A 19,399-nucleotide genomic window follows, 5' to 3' on the forward strand; every position below is an offset into this window, starting at 1 on the left:
GAGAGAACCATGGGCAACATCAGAGTCGGCCGCCCCCAGGCGCGGCCCGACACCCCGTCCCACGTGCCCGGCATGCACCAGGGCAACGAGGGCCCCTACCAGAAGCAGACCGGACACCACCAGGACGGCACCGCCGACGCGCGGCGCTCGACCAACATCCACTGGAAGCGCCACGACGCCCTCCTGGACGTCATGCCGAACATCCCGCCCGGATGACCCCGGTCCCGGGCCGGCCCAGCGAGAACAAGGAGTCCCCCACGTGAAGACCAGAGCAAGCGTGAAGACCAGAGGACGAAGGACAGGGACGGCCGCCCAGCGCGTGCTGACCGCGGAGATCGCGGTGGTGGGCGCGCTGGTCCTGACGCTGTTCGTCACCGAGATCCCCAGCATGATGCGCGAGATGAAGATCTGGCGCATCGCCGGGGGCCTGCGCGCCCGTCACCGGTATCCGTGAGCCGGACGTGCACGAACTGTCGATCGCGACCGCGATCGTGGAACAGGCCGACGCATGGGCCCGGGCGGACGGCGCGGACCGCGTGACCGCGGTGACCGTCCGGGTCGGCGAGCTGTCCGGGGTCGTCCCCGACGCCCTGGACTTCGCCTTCGAGGTGGCCCGCGACGGCACCGCCGTCGCGGGTGCCCGGCTGGTGGTGGACGAGGTGCCCGCGGTGGCCTGGTGCACACCGTGCGCCGAGGAGTTCGCGGTGGGCATGCCGCCGTTCTTCTGGTGCCCGCGCTGCGACCGGCCCGCCACCGAGCTGCGCAGCGGCCGCGAACTGGAGATCACCGCCGTCGAATGACCCCGCCGGCGCCCGGCGGCGCGGGCGGGATCCTCGTCGGCGGACCTGTCAGCAGATGCGGGGCAGTTGCTCCCCGAGCGGCAGGTCCACGACCCGGGTGCCGCCCAGGCCGGTGGCCATGACCACCATCCCGGGGTGCTCGGCGACGCACTCCCCGACGATCACGGCGCCCGCTCCCTGCGGGTGGGCGCGCATCGCCGCCAGCACGGCCTCGGCGTCGGCGGGCGGTACGAAGGCCACGAGGCGGCCCTCGTTGGCCACGTAGAGCGGGTCGAGGCCGAGGAAGCCGCAGGCGTTGGCGACCGCGTCCGGCACGGGGACGGCGCGCTCGCTGAGCCGCACGCCGGTCCCGGAGGCGCGGGCGATCTCGTTGAGGGAGGCCGCCAGACCGCCCCGGGTGGGGTCGCGCAGGACGTGGATCTCCGGGGTGACGTCCAGCATGGTCGCCACCAGGTCGGCCAGCGGAGCGGTGTCGCTGGCGATCTCGACGCCGAACTCCAGCCCCTCGCGCACGCTCAGCACGGCGACGCCGTGCAGGCCGATCGGCCCGCTGACGATGACGGCGTCCCCGGGCCTGGCCCGCTGCGGCCGGATGTCCACCCGCTCGGGGACCAGTCCGACCCCGGCGGTGGTGACGTACACCCCGTCCCCGTGTCCGGCCTCGACGACCTTGGTGTCACCGGTGGCGATGGTGACCCCGGCCGTCTCGGCCGCCGCGCCCATGGCCCGCGCGACGCGTTCCACGACGGACAGTGCCACGCCCTCCTCCAGGACGAAGGCGGCGGAGAGGTAGGCGGGCCGGGCGCCGCTCATCGCCAGGTCGTTGACCGTGCCGTTGACGGCGAGGTCGCCGAGGCAGCCGCCCGGGAAGAACAGCGGCCGTACGACGTAGGAGTCCGTGGACAGGGCCAGGCGGGCGCCGCCGAGGTGCAGGACGGCCGAGTCGGTCAGGCCGGCGAGCAGGGCGTTGCCGTAGGCGGGGGCGAAGACCTGTTCGATCAGTTCGGCGGAGAGCGCGCCGCCCCCGCCGTGGCCCATCACCACGACCGGCTGGTCCCGGATCGGTGCGGGGCAGCTCCAGTTCGCCGGGTCGACCACGGTCTGTTCAGCCAACGGGGTTCATCTCCTCGCGCGCGGGCGCCGGTTCGGACATCCGGCGGTACAGGTAGTAGGCGGCGCAGGCGCCCTCGCTGGAGACCATGGTGGCGCCGAGCGGGGTGCGCGGGGTGCAGGTGGTGCCGAAGGCCGTGCAGTCGGTGGGCTTGATCAAGCCCTGCAGGACCTCGCCGGCCCGGCATTCGGCGGGTTCCTCGGTGCGGATGCCGGTGACGTCGAAGCGGTGTTCGGCGTCGTACGCCCGGTAGGCCTCGCTGAGCCGCCAGCCGCTGCCGGGGATCCGGCCGATGCCGCGCCAGGAGCGGTCGGCTACCTCGAAGACCTCCTCGATCATGCGGACGGCGGCCGGGTTGCCGGCCTCGCGCACGGCCCGGGGGTAGGCGTTCTCCACCCGGTGCTCGCCGTTCTCCAGCTGGCGGACGGTACGCCGGATGCCCTCCAGGATGTCGAGCGGTTCGAAGCCGGTGACGACGATGGGGACCCGGTGCCGTTCGGCCAGTTCCGGGTACTCGCTCATGCCCATCACGCTGCACACGTGCCCGGCGGCCAGGAAGCCCTGCACCCGGCAGCTGGGCGCGGTCATGATGGCCTCGATGGCCGGGGGGACCCGGACGTGGGAGACCAGGAGGCTGAAGTTGGTCAGGCCGAGCCGCTTCGCCTGGTGGACGGCCATGGCGTTGGCGGGGGCGGTGGTCTCGAAGCCGATGGCGAAGAAGACGACCTGCTTCTCCGGGTGCCGGACGGCCAGCTGGAGCGCGTCCAGCGGGGAGTACACCACCCGGACGTCACCGCCGTCGCCCTTGACCCGGAACAGGTCCCGGTCGGTGCCGGGCACCCGGAGCATGTCGCCGAACGAGCAGAAGATCACGCCGGGGCGGGCGGCGATCTCCAGCGCCTTGTCGATGCACTCCAGCGGCGTCACACAGACCGGGCAGCCCGGCCCGTGGATCAACTCGACCTCTTCCGGGAGCAGTTGGTCGATGCCGTGCCGGATGATCGAGTGGGTCTGACCGCCGCACACCTCCATCAGGGCCCAGGGCCGGGTGGCAATGGCGCGGATCTCGTCCAGCAGCCGGCGTGCCAGCTGGGGGTCGTTGAACTCGTCGATGTACTTCACCGCGCCTCGCTCCCCTCGGCCTGCTGGGCGGCCTGCCGCCAGGCGTCGCCGAACTCCTCCTCCAGGAGGCCGAGTTCCTCGAAGAGCTTGAGGGAGGCCAGGGCGGACTCCTCGTCGAGCCGCTGCAGGGCGAAGCCGACGTGGACGATCACGTACTCCCCCACCCGCACGTCGGACACGTACTCCAGGCACGCCTGTTTCTGCACCCCGCCGAAGTCGATCAGGCCGGTGAGCGGATCGGCGGTGGCGTCGATGCTCACAACCCTGCCGGGCACTGCCAAACACATGGGTCACTCCGTCTCGTAGCGGGCTGTTGTCCGTCCCTCGTGGCCGGGCCGTCCGTGGGCCGCGACCATCAGCTGCCCGAGCGCCAGCCCGCCGTCGTTCGGCGGGACCTCGCCGTGCAGGAGAACCGTGAAGCCGTCGTCGCGGAGCAGTTCGGCGCTCGCGCTCTCCAGCAGCGCGTTGGCGAAGACCCCGCCGGTGAGGGCGACGGTGTCCAGTCCGGTGTCCCGGCGGGCCCGTCGGCAGACGGCGGCGACGGTGTCGGCGACGCCCCGGTGGAAGCGGGCCGCGATCACCGGTACCGGGGTGCCGCGCCGCAGGTCGGTCAGGAGCGCGCGCAGGGCGGGGGCCGGGTCGAAGCGGTCGCCGAACGGGTACGCGGCGGTGTCCAGGTCCCAGGCCAGGCAGGCCTGGGCCTCCAGCTCCAGGGCGGCCTGGGCCTCGTAGCCCGCGCGGTGGCACACGCCCGCGAGGGACGACACCGCGTCGAAGAGCCGGCCCATGCTCGACGTGGTCGCACAGCCGACCCCGCTGGTCAACTGGCGTTCCAGCAGCCTGAGTTCCTCGGCCGTGCAGGCGGACACGCTGGGCAGGTCCGGGTCCCAGGGCAGGCCGGCCGCCCACAGCCGGGCCAGCGCCGTCCGGCACGGGTTGGCCACCCCGGCGTCCCCGCCGGGCAGCGGGGCCGGGGCGAGGTGGGCGAGGCGGCGGTACCCGGCGTAGTCGGCGACGAGCACCTCGCCGCCCCAGACGGTGCCGTCGTCGCCGTAGCCGGTGCCGTCGAAGGCGACGCCGAGGACGGGGGTGGTGCCGTCCAGGCCCGCCTGGGCCATGACGGAGGCGATGTGTGCGTGGTGGTGCTGTACGAACACCGGTGTCGACGCGGGGAGTTGCGCGCCGCGGCGGCGGGCCCAGGCGGACGAGTGGTAGCCGGGGTGGCGGTCGGCGGCGACCAGTTCGGGGCGGACGCCGGTCAGCCGGCGCAGCTGCCGTTCCGCCGCGGCGGCGGCCTCCAGGGTGGCCAGGTCGCCCATGTCGCCGATGTGCGGGCCGAACCAGGCGAGGTCGCCCTCGCCGAGGCAGAGCGCGTTCTTCAGGTCGCCGCCCACCGCGAGCGCGGGCCGCACGGGCACCGGCAGCCGCAGGGGGCGTGGGACGTATCCGCGGGAGCGGCGCAGGACCTGTTCGGTGCCGTCGGCGCGGATCCGCAGCAGGGAGTCGTCGCAGGGCGAGGCGATGGGCCGGTCGTGCGCGAGCCAGGCGTCGGCCAGCCCGAACAGCCGGGTCAGCGCCTCGTCGTCGTCGGTGACGATGGGCTCGCCCGAGCGGTTGCCGCTGGTCATGACGAGGACGCGGGGGCCGGGCGGGTCGCCGGGCAGGCCGAGCAGGAGGGTGTGGACGGGGGTGTAGGGCAGCATCACACCGAGGTGCGGGCTGCCCGGGCAGACGCCCGGCGCCAGCCGGCCGCCCCGCTTGGGACGCAGGAGGACGATGGGGCGGCGGGGGCCGGTGAGGGCGGCGCGCTCGGCCGTGCCGACCTCGGCGATCCGCTCGGCCTCGGCGAGGTCCGCGCACATCACGGCGAACGGCTTGTCGCCGCGCGCCTTGCGGGTGCGCAGGGTGTCGACGGCGTGGGCGGCGGAGGCGTCGCAGGCCAGGTGGTAGCCGCCGATCCCCTTGACGGCGAGGATCCGCCCGGCGGCGAGCAGTTCTCGCGCCTGTGAGAGGGCGTCGCCGTCGCGAGCCGCTCTCACCCCGCTCCCCTCGGCGGGCACCAGGCGCAGCCGGGGACCGCAGTCGGGGCAGGCCACGGGCTGGGCGTGGAAGCGGCGGTCGGCGGGGGCCTCGTACTCCCGGGCGCACTCGGGGCACATGGCGAATGCGGACATGGTGGTGACCGCGCGGTCGTAGGGCATCGCGGTGGCGATGGTGAACCTGGGTCCGCAGTGGGTGCAGGTGATGAAGGGGTGCCGATGGCGGCGGTCGGCCGGGTCGGCGAGTTCGCGCAGGCACGCGGCGCAGGTCGCGGTGTCGGGCGGGAGCAGGGTGCGGCCGGGGGCGGACTGTTCGGTGGCCCGGATCGTGAAGCCGGTGTCCGTGCCGGTGGCGGGCGTCTCCTCGACGGCGACGGCGGTCACGGTGGCCAGCGGCGGCGCCTCGGCCGCGAGCCGCCCGCAGAACCGCTCGACGTCCGCCGCCGGGCCCTCGACCTCGATGAACACCCCGTGCGCCGTGTTGCCGACGAAGCCGGTGAGGCCGAGGCCGGCGGCGAGGCGGTGGACGTAGGGGCGGAACCCGACGCCCTGTACGGTGCCGCGTACCGTGACGCGCCGGCGGACGGCCGCCGTGGTGGTGGGCGCGGTCACGAGGCGGTCGGGGCGTGGCTGTGGCCGTGCGGGTGCGGGGCGAGCGGCGGCCGGTGCGCGGGGGCGCCGTCCCGGACGGCGAGCACCCGGTCGAGCAGGGTGTCGACGCCCTCACCGGTGCGGGCGCAGGTGGGGACGATCTCCACCCCGGGGTTGACCCGCCGTACCTGGTCGGCGAAGGCGGTCCCGTCGAATCCGGCCGGCCCCGCGAGGTCGGTCTTGGTGAGCACCACCAGGTGCGCGGAGCCGAAGGCGGTGGGGTACTTCGCGGGCTTGTCCTCGCCCTCGGTCACCGCCATCAGCACGATCCGCAGGTGTTCGCCGAGGTCGTAGGAGGCGGGGCAGACGAGGTTGCCGACGTTCTCCACGAACAGCAGCGCGGTGTCCGGCGGCAGCCAGCCCTCCAGGTGGCCGCGGACCTGGCGGGCCTCCAGGTGGCACAGCCCGTCGGTGAGCAGTTGTTTCACCGGAGCCCCCGAGCGGGCCAGGCGCGTCGCGTCGTTCTCGGTCGCGAGGTCGGCGGTGAAGGCGGCGACGGGGACGTCCCGCTCCAGCGCTCGCGCCAGCACCCGGCCGAGCAGTTCGGTCTTGCCGCTGCCGGGGCTGGAGAGCAGGTTGAGCACGCTCACCCCGCGGGCGGTCAGGTCGTCGCGCAGGCTCGCGGCCAGGCCGTCGTTCCTGGCCAGGACGGCCCGGGTGACCTCCTCCGACTGACACATGGGCGATCCGCTCCTCGGTCGCTGGGGTGGGGGAAGGACCGGCGGAGCGGTGGGTTCCGTCCTGGTCCCGCGGCGCCGCGGCGGGACGGGGTTCGCCCCGTGGCGGTACTCAGCGATCCTCCGCGCCCGGGGTGGCCGTCGCCGGGCGACCGGCCGTGACGGGGGGCGCGGATTCCTCCGGGCGGGCCAACGCGGGCGTGGCCGACGGGTCCGCGAGCAGTGCCGGGACGAGGGTGTGCAGGGCGGCGACCGCCTGCCCGACCGCGTCCCGCACGGGTGCGGTGAGACCGGGGGCGATGTCCTCGTCGCCGCGCGGCAGCTCGCCCGGTTCGCAGGCGAGGACGAGGACGCGGGGCAGCGGTTCGTCGCCGAGGTGGGCGGCGAGGGCGAGCACCTTCGCCGGGTCCATGCCGTGCGCCTCGGGCGCGGCCGCCGGGGCCCCGGCGGGCGGTTCGGGCTCGATGAGGGAGAGGGTGCCGGGGCGTTCACCGCGGGCCGCCGCGTCCACGAGGACGGCGACCGTCCAGCCGTCGAGCAGTTCGTAGGCGAGGTCCATGCCCCGGATGCCGAAGTCCCGCACCCGTACGCCGGACGGCAGCGGGCGGTCGGCCAGGGCGCGGATCACCTCCGGGCCGAAGGCGTCGTCGCCGAGGAAGATGTTGCCGACGCCGGCCACCAGCAGCCGGGTCACCGCGCGCCGCCGGGGACCTTGCGGACGAAGTCCGAGCGCAGGACGTGGTAGGCGGCGCCCGGGTCGAAGAACAGGGCGTGCATCCGGGCGAGCTCCTCCGCGCGGTACGCGGCGAGCGGGCGGGCCTCCTCGTCCGCCCGGCGGGCCTCGGCCTTGGCGGCGATCCGCCGGTCGAGGTCCGGGGCGCCGGCGAGGGCGGCGGCCAGACGCTCGACCTCGGCGGTGAAGTCCTGGGCGGGAACCGGTACCAGCCGGTCGACGAGTCCGAGCCGGGCCGCCGTGACGGCGCTCACCGGCTGCGCCTCCTCGGTGAGCCGCCGGGCGGTCTCCGCTCCGGCCCGGCGTGGCAGCGAGTACGTCCAGAACTCCGACCCGTACAGGCCCATCCGCCGGTAGTGCGGGTTGAGGACGGCGCCCGAACGGCACCAGACCTCGTCGGCGGCGAGGGCGAGCATGACGCCGCCGGCCGCCGCGTTGCCGCCGAGCGCGGCGACCACCAGGCGGTCGGTGGTCCGCAGCACGGCCTCGACGAGGTCGTCCATGGCGTTGAGGTTGGCCCAGGACTCCACGGCAGGGTCGGGGGCCGCCTCGATGACGTTGAGGTGGATGCCGTTGGAGAAGAAGTCGCGCCGGCCGCCGAGCACGAGGACCCGGGTGGGCCGGGCCAGGGCGTACTCGTAGGCGGCGAGCAGCCTTCGGCAGTGGTCGGTGCTCATGGCGCCGCCCGGGAAGGAGAAGGTGACGAGTCCGACGTCGCCGTGCTGCCGGTAGCGGATGTCGCTCCAGGTGCGGCGGTCGGGGGCCCGTTCCAGCGGGGCGGGGCTCTCCGGGAGCGCCGGGTCGGCGAGCACGTCGGCCGCGGGGCGGCGGAAGGGGGCCGGGTCGCCGGAGTTCCTGCGGGGACGCAGCTCCGGGATCCACACGGCGCCGTCGCGGGTGGCCCGGCACACCGCACCCGCCCGCGTCGCCAGCAACTCGCCGGGGAAACCTCGCAGTTCACCCTCGGGGTGGCCGCCGTGCAGGTACACCTCCCGGCCGCGGATCTCGTCCAGCACCCCCGGCTGCGAGTCCGCCCCGCGCAGCTTGCGCACCACCGTGTCCGTGTCGTCGGCCGTCCAGTCGATCCGCCGCCGCTCCTGCGTGAACACGTCACGCCAGACCACCCGGGAGCGGATCGCCGGATCACTCTGCGGCAGCGGCTTGTACGAGCCGTCCGCGTACCGTCGTACGGCCCGGTGGACGGCGGTGACGGCGGCGTCGGCGGCCTCGTTGCGATAGAGGTCGCTCTTGCCGACCGGCGCCACCTCGAACGGTTCGTTCGCCCAGACGGCGCCCGCGTCCATCGCGGCCTCGGCCTGCAGGACGGTCACCCCCCAGGTGGAAGCCTGCTCGGCGATCGCCCAGTCGAGGGAGGACGGGCCCCGGTCGCCGAGCGGTCCCGGGTGCACGATCAGGCAGGTGTGCCGCTGCCAGACGTCGTCGGGCAGGGCCGTCCTCAGCATCGGTGCGATGATCAGCTCCGGGTGCCGTGCGCGGACGGCGGCGCGGACGGCGTCCGGGCCCCGGACCGCCAGAGCGACGTCCACGTGGTGGCCGAGGTCGGTCAGTTCGGCGTGGATCCGCTGGGACAGGCTGTTGAACGCGCTGGCGATGAGCAGAATGTCCATGGTGCGGCATGTTCGCCGCTTCAGCGGCTCCCGGGAAGGACCCGCGCGGCGTTTCGCCGCCCGTGCTGGGCCACTCGGCCGTCCTCACCGTCCCCGGTCCGGAATGCCCAGCGCATCCTGGGCTCCATCACGCACCGGAAGACCCGGCGCACCGGTGGGGTGCACAGCAGGGTCACCACGACGGCGGCGACGAGGGTCGCCGTCACCGACCCGAGGGGTCCGTGCATCCAGGTCGGGGCGTACCAGTGGGCGGGCTTGGCGGCCTGTGCGACGAAGCCGTGCAGCAGGTAGCCGTAGAGCGTGCCGGCGCCGAGGACGGTGAACCAGGTGCGGCGCCCGGGCACCCAGGCGAGGAAGCAGGCGACCAGCAGCAGGGAGCAGCCGAAGGTGGCGAAGGTCATGACGGGCCCGTACCAGGCGGGCACGCCGAGCTGCTCGGCGCTGTCCCGGTGGAAGAACCAGCGGTAGCCCAGGTGCGGCACCGACCAGTACGCGACGGCGAGGGCCGCCGCGGCCACCGGTACGGCGCACAGCCGGGCGCTCCGGCGGCGCAGCAGGCCGAAGTGCTCGGGCCGCAGGGACAGACCGAGCACGAAGTAGGGCAGGAACTGCAGCACCCGCTGGAGGTCGAGGTCGCCGCCGATGGACGACGAGACGCTCGCCAGCGTCGCGACGGCGAGCGCGACGGGCAGCGGCCACCGCAGCTGGCGCCAGATCGGGGTCGTCAGCCGCCAGATGAACAGGGCCGCCAGGAACCAGGTCAGGTACAGCGGGTTCAGCAGGCTGATGTCCCGGTCCGGGGCGTGGTCGCTCCACCGGGTGAAGAGGGTGTAGGCGACCTCGAAGACGACGTAGGGCACGACGACGCCGGTGACCAGCCGCCGGACGCGGGCCGGGCTCGCGTCGAAGCCGCGGGAGAAGTAGCCGGAGATGATGATGAACGCCGGCATGTGGAAGGCGTACACGAACGTGTAGAGCGCGGTGACGGTACGGCTGTCCGAGCGCAGCGGCTCCCAGGCGTGCCCGACGGCCACGAGCACGATCGCCAGGTACTTCGCGTTGTCGAAGTAGGCGTCCCGCCGCGCGACCGGTGGACCGTCGCCCGGGGCCGGTGGGGGGTTGTCGGTGGCCTCGGACGGGCCCGGCGGGGGGACCGGCGGCCGGTTCGCGGGGTGTGCGGGGGACGCGTCGGCAGCCGGGGGTGCCGGCTCGCGGGGGCCGGACAGACCAGAACACCTCTCACATGGACGTGCGCTCCGCGGAGCGACCGGGGGGACGGGACGGACCGGCGCCGGGCCCGGGACGGGGGGCACTGTTCCGGAGACGCTGCTCTCCGGGATTCGCCGCCGTAAACCCCCCGTCGTGCCCCGGCCGTCTCGCGGGAAACGGCGCCCGTGCCACGCCCCCGCCGCGAGAATGGGTGCCGCCCCTGTCGACCGATGCCTTCTGGGAGCGTGCCGCGTGACGTCGTCGGACCGTGCTGTGTCTGCCTCCGCCGGATTCGTGGACCTGCTGGACACCCGCCCGGAGACGCTCCGGGAAGCGGCAGCGGACTTCGGAGGTCTCGTGCACTGCCCGCCGCTGGGCGTGCTGCGGCCCCGGTCCGCCGCCGGGATCAGGGACGCGCTGGCGCACGCCGGCCGGCACGGCATCCCGGTGGCGGCGCGCTCCGGCGGCCACTCCCTGTACGGGCAGGGACAGGCGCCGGGCGGGATCGTCCTCGACCTGGGTGAGCTGAACGCCGTCGGGCCGGTCACCGGCGACCGGGTCGAGGTACGGGCGGGAGCGCTGTGGCGGGACGTGCTGGCGGCGACCCTCCCGTCCGGGCTGACCCCGCCCGTCCTCACCGACTACCTGGGCGCGGGCGTCGGCGGTGTGCTGAGCGCGGGCGGTCTCGGCGGCGCGAGCCACCGGCACGGGCTGGTGGCGGACTCGGTGCTGGAGCTGGAGGTGGTGACCGGGGCCGGTGAGCACGTGGTCTGCTCGCCGGACCGGCACGGCGCCCTCTTCCACACGGTGCTCGCGGGCCTCGGCCAGGTGGCCGTCATCGTCCGGGCCACCCTGCGCCTGTCCCCCGCGCCCACCCGGGTCCGCCGCTACTGCCTGTACTACCCCGGCCTGGACGGCTACCTGTCCGACCATCGCCTGCTGGCCACGGACCGGCGCTTCGCCCATCTGGAGGGCCAGGTCCGCCCCGTCCCCGGCGGCTGGACCCACATGATCGAGGCGGTGGCCGCCCACCGGGACGCGAGCGCTCCCGACGACGACAGGCTCCTGCGCGGCCTGTCCTTCGACTCGGCCGAGACCGAGGACCTCGGCTACGCCGAGTTCGCGAACCGGGTCGCCACCGACGAGGAGATCCTGCGGGCGACCGGTGAGTGGCTGTACCCGCACCCCTGGCTGAACCTGCTGCTCCCCGAGGACACCGCCGCGTCCGTGGTCACCGGCATCCTCGCCGACCCCGCTTTCCAGGACCTGCGCGCGAACGGCCTGGTCCTGCTCTACCCCCTGCTCACCGGCACCCTGCGCGCGCCGCTGTTCCGCCGTCCGCGGGGCGAGGTCGTCCTCCTGTTCGCGCTCCTGCGCACGGCGGCCCCGGGCACGGCCGGCCCGATGGTGGCCGCGAACCGCACGGCGTACGCGTACGCGCGGGCCCAGGGTGCCGTCGCCTACCCGGTCAACGCGCTGCCGATGTCCCCCGCGGACTGGCGGGAGCACTACGGCAGCCGGTGGGAGACGCTGGCCGAGGCCAAGAGCGTCCACGACCCGCGGGGAGTCCTGGGGCGGGGACACGGGATGTGGGCGCGGACGTAGGACGAGCACCCGGGCACCGCTCGGGGATTTCCTCAGGCCGTGGTGTCGATTCCGCCCGGCGCCGTTCGTCGGTGGGGTGTAGGAAGCTTTCGAGCACCGGGAGGAACGATGAAGTACATGCTGCTGGTCTGCGGCGACGACACCGCCGACGCCTCCGCGATGGCGCCGGTCGAACCCTGGGTGGAGGAGCACGGCGTGCGCGGCGGGACCCGGCTGTACGGGCACCGGCTGCGGCTGCCGGACACGGCGGTCACCGTGCGGGTGCGGGACGGTGAGGTGCTGCGGACCGACGGACCGTTCGCGGAGACGAAGGAGTACGTCGCCGGGTTCGACGTCGTCGACTGCGACAGCCTGGAGGAGGCGGTACGCATCGCCGCCGGGCATCCGGTGGCCACCGTCGGGGCGATGGAGGTGCGGCCGTTCTGGGACGAGGGCCTGATGGAGGACGCCGGGACGGCCGTCCGCCGGATCGACGCCGAGCTGACCGCGGCCTCGCGCGAGCGGGACGTCGACCGGCTGACGGCCTGCTACGCACCCGACGCGGAGCTCTTCGGGCCCGCCGACGTCGAGGGGCGGTCGGGGATCGCCGAGGTCCGCAAGCAGGCCGAGGCCTGGTTCGCCGCCTTCGCGGGGCCCGTGCACCGCGAGGTGCGCCACCTCACGGTGCGTCCCGGGGAGGGCAGCTGTTTCAGCCACGCCCTCGTCCGGATCCACGGCACCCGCGTGACCGGGGAGCCCCTGGACCGGCTCGTCCGGGTCACCACCGGCTACCGGGACACCGGCTTCAGCTGGGTCATCGCCCACGAGCACGTCTCGGTCCCGCTCGGCGGCGCGGACCGGAAGGAGCGGTCATGAAGTACGTGCTGTTCATCTGCACCCCGGTCGGCGGCACGGAGCTCAGCCCAGCCGAGATCGCCGAGGATCCGCGCTTCACCTCGTACATCCAGGAGGTCCGCAGTCGTGACCTCGTCAAGGGCGGTGCCCGGCTGCGGCCCGCCGCCGACGCCACCACCGTGCGCGTCCGGGGCGACGAGGTGCTGCTGAGCGACGGGCCGTTCGCCGAGACCAAGGAGTACGTCGCGGGCATCGACATCATCGAGGTCGCCGACCTCGACGAGGCCCTCGCGCTCGCCTCCCGGCACCCCGCGGCGCTCGCCGGCGGCTCGGTGGAGGTACGGCCGGTCTGGGAGTGAACGACACGTGAGTCCCCTGGACGAGGTCGAGGAGGCCGTCTCCGCCGCCTTCCGCGAGGAGTGGGCCCAGATCGTCGCCACCCTGATCCGGGTGACCGGCGACTGGGACCTCGCCGAGGAGTGCGCGCAGGACGCCTTCGCCCAGGCCCTGGAACGGTGGCGGCGCGACGGAGTGCCGCGCCGCCCCGGGGCCTGGCTGACCACGACCGCCCGCAACCGCGCCCTGGACGTGCTGCGCCGGGAGGCGGTGGGGGCGGCGAAGCTGCGGGAGGCGGCGGTGGCACGGGACGAGGGGCCGTACGACCCCGATGACGACGGGGACGACAGCGGGGTGGCGGACGACCGGCTGCGACTGATCTTCACCTGCTGCCATCCCGCCCTGTCCGTCGAGGCGCGGGTGGCGCTGACCCTGCGCACCCTCGGCGGGCTGACCACGCCCGAGATCGCGCGTGCCTTCCTGGTGCCGGAGGCGACGATGGCGCAGCGCCTGGTGCGGGTCAAGCGGAAGATCCGCAACGCCAAGATCCCGTACCGGGTGCCGCCCGCGCACCTGCTGCCCGAGCGCACCACGGGCGTCCTCGGCGTGCTGTACCTGCTGTTCAACGAGGGGTACGCGGCCAGCGGCGGCCCGGATCTGATCCGCGCCGGGCTGTGCGCCGAAGCCGTCCGGCTGGCCCGGCTGCTGGCCCGGTTGATGCCCGACGAACCGGAGGTCACCGGTCTGCTGGCGCTTCTGCTGCTGCACGACGCCCGCCGGGAGACCCGGGTGGACGCGGCCGGAGACCTGGTGACCCTGGAGGACCAGGACCGCACGGCCTGGGACCGGGCCGAGATCGACGAGGGCGTGGCGCTCCTGGCGGGCGCCCTGCGCCGCGGCCGCCCCGGCCCGTACCAGATCCAGGCGGCCGTCGCGGCCTGTCACGCCACCGCGGCGGCCGCCGCCGACACCGACTGGGCCGACATCGCGGGGCTGTACGGCGAACTCCAGCGGTTCGTCCCCTCGGCCGTGGTCCGGCTCAACCGCGCGGTCGCGGTGGGCATGGCCGAGGGCGCCGAAGCCGGGCTCGCCCTGGTGGCAGAACTGGAGGCGGAGGGCGAGCTGGCCGCTTACCACCTGCTGCCGGCCACCCGGGCGGATCTGCTGCGGCGCGCGGGCCGGATGGGCGAGGCGGCCGAAGCGTACGAACGGGCCCTGGAATCGGTGGAGAACGCCGCGGAACGCAGGTTCCTGGAGAAACGGCTCGCACAGTGCCGGTCAGGTCCGGCGGGCGTCCCGGGCCAGTGATCTGAACTCCTGCCACTGGACGCGGGGCCGGGACAGTCCGCGCCGGGACAGGTAGCGGTCGGTGGCCCGCCTCGTGGCACGCAGCACGCCCACCGCGTCGCCCGCCCGGCCCGAACCCATCGGCTCGACCACCTTGGCGGGCACCAGTACCGGTCCCGCGTCGCCCTCCCGCAGTTCGCCGCGCACGAGCGCGTTGTGCATGTGGTTCAGCCGCTCGTCGTGGCGGTGCACGAGGAGGGAGGCGGGGCCCGGTGCCGCGGCGCAGTCGGCGGGCACCTCCACGGCGAAACCGTCGGCCGTGGGCATCGGCCGGGTCCGGGCCAGCACCGGCGCCCCGGAGGCGTCACGGGCGGCCAGCACGGCCGTCGGGAACCGGGCGAGCTGCGCGGCACCCACCAGCCCGCCGCCGTGGGCCGGTGCCTGCGCCGGGGTCGCAGCCGGTGCGTCGGGCGCGGGCAACCGGGGCCGCAGGACGACCTGTCGGGGCGTCACGGTGATCAGCAGGCGCAGGTAGTACCAGTCCGTCAGCGGCCGCAGCGGCGGCAGGAGGTACGACCTGCTGTGCGGCTGCCGTTCGAACAGCATCCGCCAGTAGTCCTCGGCGCCCCGGGGCCCGGTCATGATCTCGTCGGGGCATTCGGCGAGTCCGCCGACGAAGATCTGCGGGGGCTCCGTACGACCGCTGCCGGTGGGGTCGGAGAAGAGCAGGGCCACCCGCGGGTCCCGGCGGATGTTCAGCGCCTTCTGCGCGAACGCCAGCGACGTGCTGAGCAGCAGCGTTCCGTCCGGGCGCCGCCACACGGCCGTCGGCCAGGCCAGCGGCGTGCCGTCGCGGCCCAGGGTGGCGAACTCGCAGGTGCGGTAGGCGTCCAGGACGTCGAGCGGGGCGGAGTCGAGTACGGTCACCGGTCTACTCACCGGCCAGCGGTGCGCGCATGGTCCGGCACAGGGCCTCGTACTGGCGACGGCCCACGGCCCGCCACAGCAGCCGGCCGACGAGCGGGACCCTGCCGAGGAAGTAGGCGCGCTCCTCGGGTGTCGCCTCCTCCAGGATCGCCCCGAGGGCGAGCAGCCGCTTGTTCTTGGGCAGCTCTTCCATGCCGCGCTGTCCGACCAGGTCCCATTCGGCGACGGTCAGATGCTCGGCGACCAGCGGCAGTACGGACCGCTCCTCCTCGTCGAGGTGGGCGAGCAGCGCGGCGCGGTGGGCGTCCAGGGCCAGGGCGAGTTCCTCGCCGGGTATCCGGTCGGCGGACCGCTCCCACAGGGGCGCCCACTCGGCCACGGCCGCCAGGGTGCGGTCGATCGCCTCGTGCTGTTCGGTCATCCGCTCCACCAGCGCCTCGTCGTGCGCCGCCCGGGACCGCAGCAGCGGCCAGATCAGCTCGTCCTCGGCGTGGTGATGGTGGTGCAGGCCCGTCATGTAGTCGTCCAGGACCGCGCGGACCCGGGCCGCGCGGTCCGTGTCGCCTTCGGGCACGGTGCGCACCAGGCGCGGCAGGAGTGCCGACTCCCGGCGGAAGACCCGGTGGACCACGACCATTTCGTGGACATGGGGACGCCCGGTGGTGGCCGGGGCGTCGTGGCTGCTGTTGAGGGACACGCTCACTTGCTCCAACGATCAGATGTCTGCGTCGGCCGCCCAGCGTGGCGCCTGCCTCTTGGCGTACGCTTGGCGGCCGGCTTGGCGGGTGCCGGGCGGTCCGGGACGTGCCGCGTTTATCGTCCGTTGACGGGATCGACGCTCCGCTCGGGTAGATTCCCGCGCCGTGCTGTGTTTGCGAGTCCTGGGCCCTCTGGGTGCCGAAGTCGACGGGAGACCGGTCGAGTTGGGTGCTCCGCGGCAGCGCGCCGTCCTGGCGCTGCTGATCGCGGCCCGGGGCGGTGTCGTACCGGTCGAGCGGATGGCGGACGCGTTGTGGCGGGGAGAGCCACCGGCCAAGGCCACCGTGTCGTTGCACGCCTACCTGTCCAACCTGCGCCGGTCCCTGGAACCGGGCCGGCCGCCGCGTGCCCCGGCCACGGTCCTGGTCACCGCCCCGCCCGGGTACGCGCTCCGGCTGGCCGGGGACGCGGTGGACGCCTGGCGGTTCGAGAGCTGGGTCGGGCGGGCCCGCACCGCGCCGGCCGAGGAGGCCCGGCGGCTGCTCGCCGAGGCGCTCGGCTGGTGGCGGGGTCCCGCCTTCGCCGAGCACGCCGACGAGGAGTGGGCCGGCGCGGAGGTGGCCCGGCTGACCGGGTTGTTCGCCGAGGCCCGTGAGCTGGCCGTGGCCGCCGATCTGCGTACCGGCCGTGCGGCCCAGGCCGCGGCCGACGCCGAGTCGCTGGTTCTGAACAGCCCGCTGCGCGAGGAGGGCTGGCGGCTGCTCGCCCTCGCGCACTGGGCCTGCGACCGGCAGGGCGAGGCGCTCACCGCGCTGCGCCGCGCCACCGCGGTGCTGCGTGACGAACTCGGCTGCGACCCCGGACCGGCCCTGCGGGAGCTGGAGCGGGCCGTGCTCGACGGGCGCCTCGATGTGCTGCGCGCCGCGGTGCCCGAACCGGTCACCGCCGTGCCCGCGCACGCCGGGCGCGCCCTGTTCGTGGGCCGGGCGAACGAACTGGGCGCGGTGGCGGCGGCCGCGCGGGCCGCGCGGCGGGGCGGCGGGATCGTGCTGGTGACGGGCGAGGCCGGGGCGGGCAAGTCCGCGTTCCTCGACCGGGCGGCGGACCGGCTGCGGCAGTCCGGCTGGCGGGTGGTGATCGGCCGCTGCCCCGAGTACGAGGGCGCACCGCCGGCCTGGGCCTGGGTGGAGGCGCTCGGGGCGCTCGCCCGTGAGGTGCCCCCGGTCCGGCCCGGTGAACTGGCGGTGCTGCTGCCGGAGCCGGAGGGAACGCCCGACGCCGACCGCGACGGGACCACCGACCGCGACGACACCACCGGCCGTCCCGGGGCGCCCGGCCGTGACGAGGCCACCGTCGGCCGGTTCCGTATGCACCGCGCCTTCGCGGCCTGGCTGCGTACCGCTGCCGCGCAGGCCCCTCTCGCCGTCCTGCTGGAGGACCTGCACCGCGCCGACGCCGAGACCCTCGCCCTGGTCGAGGCGGCGGCCGCGGTGACCGGGGTGCCGCTGCTCGTCGTCGCCGCGTACCGGCCCGCCGAGGTCGGCGAACACCTGCTGAAGACCCTCGCCCAGCTCGCCCCGGCCGCCCCGCACCGGATCACGCTCGGCGGGCTGCCGCCACGGGACACCGCCACCCTCGTCGACGCCGTCTGCGGGGCGCCCGTGGATCCGGTGACCGTCGCGGCACTGGCCGAACGTACCGGCGGCAATCCGTTCTACGTCCTGGAGAGCGCCCGCCTGCTGGCCGACGAGGGGGCGCTGGTGGCGGTCTCCGAGGTCCCGCAGGGGGTACGGGACGTGCTGCGCCGGCGGCTCGGCCTGCTGCCGCCCGCCGCCCGTTCCGTCGTCCGGCTCACCGCCGTGCTGGGCCTGGAGGCCGAGGTCGCCCTGCTGGTCGACTGCGCCGAGGCGGCGGAGGAGGAGGAGGTGCTCGAAGGGCTCGACGCCGCGCTCGCCGCCGACCTGCTGACCGAACCCCGTGCCGGGCACGTCCGGTTCGTGCACGCCCTGGTCCGCGACACCGTCTACGCCGACCTGTCCGGCGCCCGGCGCTCCCGGCTGCACGCCCGCGTCGCCCGGCTTCTGCGCCACCACCGCCCCGGGGAACTCGCGGCACTCGCCCACCACTTCGCCCGCTCGGGCAGCGCGTCCGACGCCCCGCTCGCCGTCGACTACGCGCTGCGGGCCGCCGAGGCCGCCGAGCGGCGTTACGCCCATGACGTCGCCGTCGCCCTGATCCAGCAGGCGATCGACACGCACACCGCGGCGAGCGGCCCCGACACCCCGCCCGACCGGCTGATCGAGCTGCTGGTACGGCTGCTGGGCGCGCAGGTGCGCACCGGGGCCACGGACGCCGCCCGCCGCACCCGGCAGCGCGCCGTGGAACTGGCCGAACAGGCCGACCGGGGGGACCTGGTCGCGGCCGTCTACGGCGCCTGGACCGAGCCCGCGCCCTGGCGCAGCCGGCTCGAAGGCCCGTACGACCGGACGACCGTGGCCCGGCTCGAACAGCTCGCGGCCGCGCCCGGACCGGACGGCCCGACCCGCGCCCGTGTCCTTCAGGTGCTGGTCGACGCGGTCGCCGCCGACGACGCCGCCCGGGCCGCGCAGGCGGCCCACGACCAGTTGGCGCTCGCCCGCGCGGACGGCGAACCCCGGCTGCTGGCCGCCGCGTTGATGACCTCGGCACGGCTGCTGCCGCCCGAGACGCGGGCCGCCACACGGCCGCCGCTCACCGCCGAACTGCGGGCCCTCGCCCGCGCCCACGACCTGCCCGCCTACCGCTGGGTCTGCGAGCACCTCGACGCGATGACCGCCGGAGCCGCCAACGACCCCGCCGCCGTGCACCGGCACACCGCCGAGGGCCTGGCCCTGGCCCGCCGCTACCGGCTGGTGTGGGCGCAGGGGCTCAGCGCGGCGACCCGTGCGATGCTGGCCGCCGTCGACGGGCGTTTCGAGGCGGCCGACGCCGACTACGCCGAGGCCGACGCCCTGCTCCAGCGGGTGGGCGCCCACCATGCCGCCGGGCTGCGCACACTGGGCCTGATCACCATGCGGCTCGCCCAGGACCGGGTGGCCGAGATCGAGCCGATGGTGCGGGCCGTGTACGAGTCGGCGGGTGACCCGGTCGCCGTGGCGCACGCGCTGGTCCTGGCGCGTCTGGGCAAGCTCGACGAGTCCCTGGCCGTACCGGTCGATCCGGAGCCGCGGCGCGACCATCTGCACGGCCTGGAGCTCGACTTCCGGGCGCAGCTCGCGGTACTGCACCGGGACCACGGTGCGGCGGCGGCCCTCCTCGGGCATCTGGTCCCGCTGCGCGACCAACTCGCCGGGGCGGCGGGCGCGGCGTACGCGAGCCGGCCGCTCGCCCACGCCCTCGCCGACCTGTACCGGCTGCTGGGCGAGGACCGGGCGGCGGCCGAGGCCTACGCACTGGCCGAACGCACCGCACTCGCCTGGGGTTCGGCCCACCTCGCCGAAAGCGCCCGCCGCGCGGCGACCCACCTGTCGGAGTCCCGAGCCGGCCGCCGCACGTTCCCCACCTGACCGACGCCACACACCGACGACGACCACGTGCCCGCAGTCCACGGGCCGCCGGGTCCCGACCCACCGGGACGACCCCGCCCATCCACCCGCCCGCGAACCCGCCCACCCGCACGCGCGGCCCCATCTCCCGCCCGCCGTGACCGACGCCCGGCCGCCGTTGTCGGCGCCCGGCCGAACGTGCGGCCGGACTGGCCCC

The 19,399-nt window shown here is 75.1% G+C and carries 18 protein-coding genes; 8 read left to right on the forward strand and 10 right to left on the reverse strand.

All coding sequences use genetic code 11. The annotated features are described in order from the left end of the window. Positions 1-9: 9 nt before the first annotated feature. Genes AB0G52_RS22725 through hypA form a run of 3 tightly spaced genes read left to right on the forward strand, consistent with a single transcriptional unit; the run spans position 10 to position 800 of the window. Complete coding sequence (locus AB0G52_RS22725) at positions 10-216, forward strand: hypothetical protein (protein ID WP_132890744.1); 207 nt, start codon at positions 10-12, stop codon at positions 214-216. A gap of 43 nt (positions 217-259) precedes the next feature. Next, positions 260-454, forward strand: a complete 195-nt coding sequence (locus AB0G52_RS22730) for a hypothetical protein (protein WP_132890743.1) — start codon at positions 260-262, stop codon at positions 452-454. 7 nt (positions 455-461) lie between these two features. Next, positions 462-800 carry a hydrogenase maturation nickel metallochaperone HypA gene (gene hypA, locus AB0G52_RS22735; RefSeq protein WP_132890742.1) on the forward strand — a complete coding sequence of 113 codons (339 nt, stop codon included), beginning with the start codon at positions 462-464 and terminating at the stop codon, positions 798-800. 48 nt (positions 801-848) lie between these two features. On the opposite strand, the gene hypE is transcribed toward hypA, so the two are convergent. From hypE to AB0G52_RS22775, 8 genes are all read right to left on the reverse strand, one after another. Continuing rightward, the gene (gene hypE, locus AB0G52_RS22740) at positions 849-1,838 is read right to left on the reverse strand and encodes a hydrogenase expression/formation protein HypE (RefSeq protein ID WP_132890910.1); all 990 of its coding nucleotides are present in this window, start codon (positions 1,836-1,838) and stop codon (positions 849-851) included. A gap of 67 nt (positions 1,839-1,905) precedes the next feature. Then, on the reverse strand, positions 1,906-3,033 hold the full coding sequence (gene hypD, locus AB0G52_RS22745; protein WP_132890741.1) for a hydrogenase formation protein HypD: 1,128 nt from the start codon (positions 3,031-3,033) through the stop codon (positions 1,906-1,908). Then, positions 3,030-3,320 (reverse strand): HypC/HybG/HupF family hydrogenase formation chaperone, encoded by a 291-nt coding sequence (locus tag AB0G52_RS22750; RefSeq protein ID WP_132890740.1) that lies wholly within the window; start codon positions 3,318-3,320, stop codon positions 3,030-3,032. Before AB0G52_RS22750 ends, hypD begins: the two co-directional genes overlap by 4 nt. Before the next feature lie 3 nt (positions 3,321-3,323). Beyond that, on the reverse strand, positions 3,324-5,684 hold the full coding sequence (hypF, locus tag AB0G52_RS22755; protein ID WP_361338167.1) for a carbamoyltransferase HypF: 2,361 nt from the start codon (positions 5,682-5,684) through the stop codon (positions 3,324-3,326). Then, positions 5,681-6,403 (reverse strand): hydrogenase nickel incorporation protein HypB, encoded by a 723-nt coding sequence (hypB, locus tag AB0G52_RS22760; protein WP_132890738.1) that lies wholly within the window; start codon positions 6,401-6,403, stop codon positions 5,681-5,683. The genes hypF and hypB overlap by 4 nt, the downstream gene beginning before the upstream one ends. Positions 6,404-6,512: 109 nt before the next feature. Continuing rightward, complete coding sequence (locus tag AB0G52_RS22765) at positions 6,513-7,094, reverse strand: hydrogenase maturation protease (RefSeq protein WP_361338169.1); 582 nt, start codon at positions 7,092-7,094, stop codon at positions 6,513-6,515. Then, positions 7,091-8,761: a hydrogenase maturation protein gene (locus AB0G52_RS22770; RefSeq protein ID WP_361338171.1), complete on the reverse strand. Its 1,671-nt coding sequence runs from the start codon at positions 8,759-8,761 to the stop codon at positions 7,091-7,093. The genes AB0G52_RS22765 and AB0G52_RS22770 overlap by 4 nt, the downstream gene beginning before the upstream one ends. A 20-nt stretch (positions 8,762-8,781) precedes the next feature. Next, positions 8,782-10,074 (reverse strand): acyltransferase family protein, encoded by a 1,293-nt coding sequence (locus AB0G52_RS22775; RefSeq protein ID WP_361338173.1) that lies wholly within the window; start codon positions 10,072-10,074, stop codon positions 8,782-8,784. 169 nt (positions 10,075-10,243) lie between these two features. Here AB0G52_RS22775 and AB0G52_RS22780 point away from each other — a divergent pair, with 169 nt between their 5' ends. From AB0G52_RS22780 to AB0G52_RS22795, 4 genes are all read left to right on the forward strand, one after another. Next, the gene (locus tag AB0G52_RS22780; protein ID WP_361338175.1) at positions 10,244-11,575 is read left to right on the forward strand and encodes an FAD-binding protein; all 1,332 of its coding nucleotides are present in this window, start codon (positions 10,244-10,246) and stop codon (positions 11,573-11,575) included. A gap of 108 nt (positions 11,576-11,683) precedes the next feature. Further along, positions 11,684-12,430, forward strand: coding sequence for a nuclear transport factor 2 family protein (locus tag AB0G52_RS22785; protein ID WP_132890733.1), 747 nt, complete (start codon positions 11,684-11,686; stop codon positions 12,428-12,430). Next, positions 12,427-12,768: a YciI family protein gene (locus AB0G52_RS22790; protein WP_132890732.1), complete on the forward strand. Its 342-nt coding sequence runs from the start codon at positions 12,427-12,429 to the stop codon at positions 12,766-12,768. Before AB0G52_RS22785 ends, AB0G52_RS22790 begins: the two co-directional genes overlap by 4 nt. A gap of 7 nt (positions 12,769-12,775) precedes the next feature. Further along, the gene (locus tag AB0G52_RS22795) at positions 12,776-14,053 is read left to right on the forward strand and encodes a sigma-70 family RNA polymerase sigma factor (RefSeq protein ID WP_361338177.1); all 1,278 of its coding nucleotides are present in this window, start codon (positions 12,776-12,778) and stop codon (positions 14,051-14,053) included. Here the strand turns inward: AB0G52_RS22795 and AB0G52_RS22800 are convergent. Together AB0G52_RS22800 and AB0G52_RS22805 are read right to left on the reverse strand one after the other, a co-directional pair. After that, positions 14,024-14,959, reverse strand: a complete 936-nt coding sequence (locus tag AB0G52_RS22800) for a pyridoxamine 5'-phosphate oxidase family protein (RefSeq protein WP_361338179.1) — start codon at positions 14,957-14,959, stop codon at positions 14,024-14,026. The genes AB0G52_RS22795 and AB0G52_RS22800 overlap by 30 nt on opposite strands. A gap of 4 nt (positions 14,960-14,963) precedes the next feature. Further along, on the reverse strand, positions 14,964-15,662 hold the full coding sequence (locus AB0G52_RS22805) for a hemerythrin domain-containing protein (protein WP_361338181.1): 699 nt from the start codon (positions 15,660-15,662) through the stop codon (positions 14,964-14,966). A gap of 220 nt (positions 15,663-15,882) precedes the next feature. Between AB0G52_RS22805 and AB0G52_RS22810 the strand changes: the two genes are divergently transcribed. Then, a complete protein-coding gene (locus AB0G52_RS22810; protein ID WP_361338183.1) occupies positions 15,883-19,203 on the forward strand; it encodes a BTAD domain-containing putative transcriptional regulator in 3,321 nt (1,106 codons plus the stop codon). Positions 19,204-19,399: the final 196 nt, after the last annotated feature.

The sequence above is a fragment of the Streptomyces sp. NPDC021562 genome, from assembly GCF_040640875.1.
GTDB lineage: Bacteria > Actinomycetota > Actinomycetes > Streptomycetales > Streptomycetaceae > Streptomyces.

Bases quoted from the DNA above. Each gene is read 5' to 3' on its own strand.
- AB0G52_RS22725 (WP_132890744.1), top strand. From the start codon at position 10: ATGGGCAACATCAGAGTCGGCCGCCCCCAGGCGCGGCCCGACACCCCG.
- hypE (WP_132890910.1), bottom strand. From the start codon at position 1,838: ATGGGCCACGGCGGGGGCGGCGCGCTCTCCGCCGAACTGATCGAACAG.
- AB0G52_RS22750 (WP_132890740.1), bottom strand. From the start codon at position 3,320: ATGTGTTTGGCAGTGCCCGGCAGGGTTGTGAGCATCGACGCCACCGCC.
- hypB (WP_132890738.1), bottom strand. From the start codon at position 6,403: ATGTGTCAGTCGGAGGAGGTCACCCGGGCCGTCCTGGCCAGGAACGAC.
- AB0G52_RS22770 (WP_361338171.1), bottom strand. From the start codon at position 8,761: ATGGACATTCTGCTCATCGCCAGCGCGTTCAACAGCCTGTCCCAGCGG.
- AB0G52_RS22785 (WP_132890733.1), top strand. From the start codon at position 11,684: ATGAAGTACATGCTGCTGGTCTGCGGCGACGACACCGCCGACGCCTCC.
- AB0G52_RS22790 (WP_132890732.1), top strand. From the start codon at position 12,427: ATGAAGTACGTGCTGTTCATCTGCACCCCGGTCGGCGGCACGGAGCTC.